This window comes from Streptomyces sp. SID1328, assembly GCF_009865595.1.
In the GTDB taxonomy this organism is placed as follows: Bacteria; Actinomycetota; Actinomycetes; order Streptomycetales; family Streptomycetaceae; genus Streptomyces; species Streptomyces griseoluteus.
The window spans coordinates 1-3,878 of sequence record NZ_WWKH01000525.1; the positions used below are offsets into that span (position 1 = coordinate 1).

5 protein-coding genes are annotated in these 3,878 nt (G+C 71.5%); all 5 read right to left on the reverse strand.

Going from position 1 to position 3,878, the window contains the following annotated elements:
- Window positions 1-142: 142 nt before the first annotated feature.
- The gene (locus GT030_RS35690) at window positions 143-301 is read right to left on the reverse strand and encodes a DUF6760 family protein (RefSeq protein ID WP_237522537.1); all 159 of its coding nucleotides are present in this window, start codon (window positions 299-301) and stop codon (window positions 143-145) included.
- Entirely contained in the window at window positions 298-795 is a 498-nt protein-coding gene (locus GT030_RS16590; RefSeq protein WP_161201762.1) for a zinc-ribbon domain-containing protein, read from the reverse strand. Before GT030_RS16590 ends, GT030_RS35690 begins: the two co-directional genes overlap by 4 nt.
- On the reverse strand, window positions 792-1,232 hold the full coding sequence (locus tag GT030_RS16595) for a phage tail protein (protein ID WP_030803419.1): 441 nt from the start codon (window positions 1,230-1,232) through the stop codon (window positions 792-794). The genes GT030_RS16590 and GT030_RS16595 overlap by 4 nt, the downstream gene beginning before the upstream one ends.
- Window positions 1,233-1,280: 48 nt before the next feature.
- A complete protein-coding gene (locus tag GT030_RS16600; protein ID WP_161201763.1) occupies window positions 1,281-2,840 on the reverse strand; it encodes a phage tail sheath family protein in 1,560 nt (519 codons plus the stop codon).
- Between the two features lie 141 nt (window positions 2,841-2,981).
- The coding region (locus tag GT030_RS16605; protein ID WP_161201764.1) for an ATP-binding protein at window positions 2,982-3,878 on the reverse strand (897 nt) is incomplete at its 5' end.

Genomic DNA, 3,878 nt, shown 5'->3' on the forward strand with positions numbered 1-3,878 from the left:
AGCCGCACGCCAGCCGCCGTCCCAGCCCTCGGGCACGCCGACGCCCGCAGGCGCCGGCTCCACTGAACCGGAGCCGGCGCTGCCGGCGTTCCCGGCGGCGGGCGGCCGGGGCCGACGCACCCTGTCTCGCCATCCCATGCGGTCAACCGCCTTCGTTCACGCGGGTGTTGATGCGGGCGATCTCGGTGACCCACTCCTGGCGCTCGGCATGGGTGAGGTCGAGGATCTCCTCGCGGCTCCAGTGGAAGTGGTAGGCGACGTACGCGATCTCCTCCCGCAGCCGGGAAGGCGCGTACGTCACGATTCCCCCAGGCGCCCACCCGAGAGGTAGACCTCGAAGCCGCCCTCGCAGTGCGGGCAGGTGACCGCCGCACGCGTGTGGCCCTCGCTGTTGACGCGCCGGTAGAAGTCCTGGAGGAACGCGACATCGGTCGCGTACATCCGCTCCACGATCCCCGCGTGCACATCGGTGACCGTGCCGATCCGGGTGATCACCTGGCTGAGCAGCACGACACTGAGGTACTCGGGGTTCTCCTTGACCCGCAGGTCGATCTGCGGGCGCAGCTCGTCGCGGGCCGTGGCCAGCCGCATCGAGCCGTGCCGGTGCACGGTGCCCGCCTCGTCGACGTACCCGCGCGGCAGCTCGAACTCGAACTCCGTGCGCAGCGCGGGTTCCTGGCGCGGCGGCGCCGCGGGCGTGAACGGCTTGGACACCGCCTCCGCCTCGTCCTTCGCGGGAGCCGTCGCCTGGAGGATCTCGTCCAGGTTGCCCGCGGTCACCGTACGGCGCCTCATTCGACGATGATCTCCTCGAACACGATGGTCACGGACTCGGTGGCGGCCGACGACTCGCCCGCCTTGAGGGACGGGCCCTCCCACTTGGACGCCCAGCCCTGCATGAGCTGGATGCGCCGCACGGTCTCACCGGTGGAGTCCTTGATCTCGATGGTGAGATTCTGCCGCGCCGTGTCCACCGCGCCGTTGTTCAGCGTCTCCTTGATCCACGAGGTGAACTCGCTGCTCTGGTCGAGTCCCCGGGTGATCGTGATCTCGCCGGCCTGGCGGGCGCCCGGCTGCTTGCGGATGATCTGCTTGCCCTCGGAGCTGACCTGCCGGACCTCGACCACCTCCTCCTCGACGCTCAGGCCGCTGATCTCCTGGATGGATTCGACCAGGTAGCCGCCGAGCTGGACGCCGAAGATATGGGTGGAAAGAGCATCGCCCTCAGCCATGACTGTCTGTCACCTTTCTGGGTGGATAAGTGCCGGAAGCGACGGTGGTCACTCGTCGACGAAGCTGGTGCTGTCGGAGAACTGCGCGAGCCGGAACACCACGAACTCGGCCGGCTTGACCGGCGAGACGCCGATCTCACAGACCACGCGTCCCTGGTCGATGGACTCCTGCGGGTTGTTGTCCCGGTCGCACTTGACGTAGAACGCCTCCGCCGCCGTGCGCCCGAACAGCGCGCCCCGGCGCCACTCCTCGGTGAGGAAGGCGCTGACGTTGCGCCGGATGCTCGACCAGAGCCGGTCGTCGTTCGGCTCGAACACCACCCACTGGGTGCCGAGCAGGATCGACTCCTCCAGGTAGTTGAAGAGCCGGCGCACGTTCAGGTAGCGCCACGCCGGGTCGGAGGAGAGGGTGCGCGCACCCCAGACCCGCACACCCCGGCCGGGGAAGGTACGAATGCAGTTCACGCCGATCGGGTTGAGCAGGTCCTGCTCGCCCTTGCTCAGCCGCAGCTCCAGGTCGACCGCGCCGCGGATCACCTCGTTCGCGGGCGCCTTGTGCACCCCGCGCTCGGTGTCGCTGCGGGCCCACAGGCCGGCGACGTGGCCGCTCGGCGGGACGGTGATGTTGCGCCCGGCCGCCGGGTCCAGCACCCGGACCCAGGGGTAGTACAGGGTGGCGTAGCGGGAGTCGTAACCCGCTTCGTCGTTGCGCCAGTTGCGGACCGCCTGCGCGGAGAGGCCGGGCGGGGCGTCGAGGACGGCGACGCGGTCGCCCATCTGCTCGCAGTGCGAGATGACGGCGAGCTGCACCGTGCGCAGGCCCTCGGCGTCGATGTCACCGCGCTGGTAGGCGCTCATCAGGTCGGGGACGGCGACCATGGTGATCTCGTCCACGCTCTCCAGACCGGCGAAGCCGGTGCGCGCGTCGGCGTCACCGACGTACTCGGCCGGGTCCAGCCGGGCCACCTGGCCGGAGGCCGAGGGCGCGGGCGCGGCCGGGGCGTCCGGCACGGCGATCGTCTGCGCGGCCGGCCGGGTCTGGTTCCCGCCGCGCTGCTCGCTCACCTCGATCAGCTTGGAGTTGCGGGCCTGGGTGGGCAGGTAGCCCTTGACGTTCCGGCGGGTCGAGGCGTCGTAGGTCTCGGCCACCTGCTCGCCCTGGCGGACCAGGACGCGGAAGCGGTCCTCCGGCGGGTTCTCGCCCTCCGGGTCGGCGATCTCGATGGACACGCCGGTCACGCCGGGCTTGGCCGCGATCTGGAAGCCGCCCACCTCGACGGCGAGCGCCGCCTGCTCGGGCCGCGCGCCTGCGCCGTTCCCGGCCGGGGCGGAGGAGTCGTCGGCGGAGCCGCCGATGCGCACGACGTAGGCGGAGCCGCCGCCGTTGGCGAAGTAGCCGTAGACGGAGTGCGGCAGGTACGCGCCCTGCACGAAACCGCCGAAGATCCGGCTGTACTGGTCCCAGCTCGTCACCAGCGTGGGCTCGTGGAACGGGCCGTCCTCGGCGAAGCCGACGAACGCGGCGACCGCGGTGCCCACACCCTCGATCGGGCGAGCACCGGACTGCACCTCCTCCACGTAAACACCTGGGGTGAGGTACGTCGGCATGCTCGCTCCTTCACGGGTCCTGCGGTCCGGGTCTCCTCCACCCTTTCCTCGGACCGTGCCCCGCGGCAGGGGACATCGGGCCCTGCCCGAGGGCAGCCCGGCTGCCCGCGCGGGCGGGCACGCCGCACCTCGCGTGCAGGGTCAGGCGGCCGTGACCTGCGCGAGCCAGGGACCGAACTCGGCGGCCAGCACCAGCCGGCCGAGCTTGCGGTACTCCTGCGCGACCGACTCCACCACCTGCCGCATCGTCAGCTCATTCCCCGAATCCGCCGCGAGATACGCGGCCGTCACCGCACACGACCGGATCGAGCCGCCCGCCAGCTCGAACCGGTCCGCGCAGAACGTGAGGTCGACGTCCTCGGCGCGCGGCAGCCGCTCGCCCAGACACCGCTCCCACAGCGCGAGCCGCTGCGCCGCGTCGGGCATCGGGAAGTCGGCCACCACGTCGAGCCGCCGGGTGAACGCCTCGTCCAGGTTGGCCCGCAGGTTGGTGGTCAGCACGGCGATGCCGTCGAAGGACTCCATCCGCTGGAGCAGGTACGCCGACTCGATGTTGGCGTGCCGGTCGCGGGCGTCCTTCACCTCGGAGCGCTTGCCGAAGATCGCGTCCGCCTCGTCGAACAGCAGCACCGCGTTGACCGCCGACGCCTCGGTGAAGATGCGCTCCAGGTTCTTCTCGGTCTCGCCGATGTACTTGTCCACCACGGTCGACAGGTCGACCACGTACAGGTCCATGCCCAGGTCGGTGGCGACCACCTCGGCGGACATCGTCTTGCCGGTGCCGGACTCCCCGGCGAACAGCGCGATCACGCCACGCCCGCGGCCGCCGCCCGGCCGCATCCCCCACTGGCCGAGCACCTGGTCGCGGTGGCGGGCGCGCACCGCGAGTTCGCGCAGGCCCCTCAGGGTCCTCGGCGGCAGCACCAGGTCGTCCCAGCCGACCGCGGGCTCCACCCGGCGCGCGAGGCGGGCCAGCCCCGCGCCGTTCTGCGCCCGCACGGCGGCCCGTACGTCCTCGGGGGCCACCGGGCGCCCGGC

Coding starts and splice junctions, on each gene's coding strand:
- GT030_RS16590 (WP_161201762.1), bottom strand. CDS start 795: ATGAGGCGCCGTACGGTGACCGCGGGCAACCTGGACGAGATCCTCCAG.
- GT030_RS16595 (WP_030803419.1), bottom strand. CDS start 1,232: ATGGCTGAGGGCGATGCTCTTTCCACCCATATCTTCGGCGTCCAGCTC.
- GT030_RS16600 (WP_161201763.1), bottom strand. CDS start 2,840: ATGCCGACGTACCTCACCCCAGGTGTTTACGTGGAGGAGGTGCAGTCC.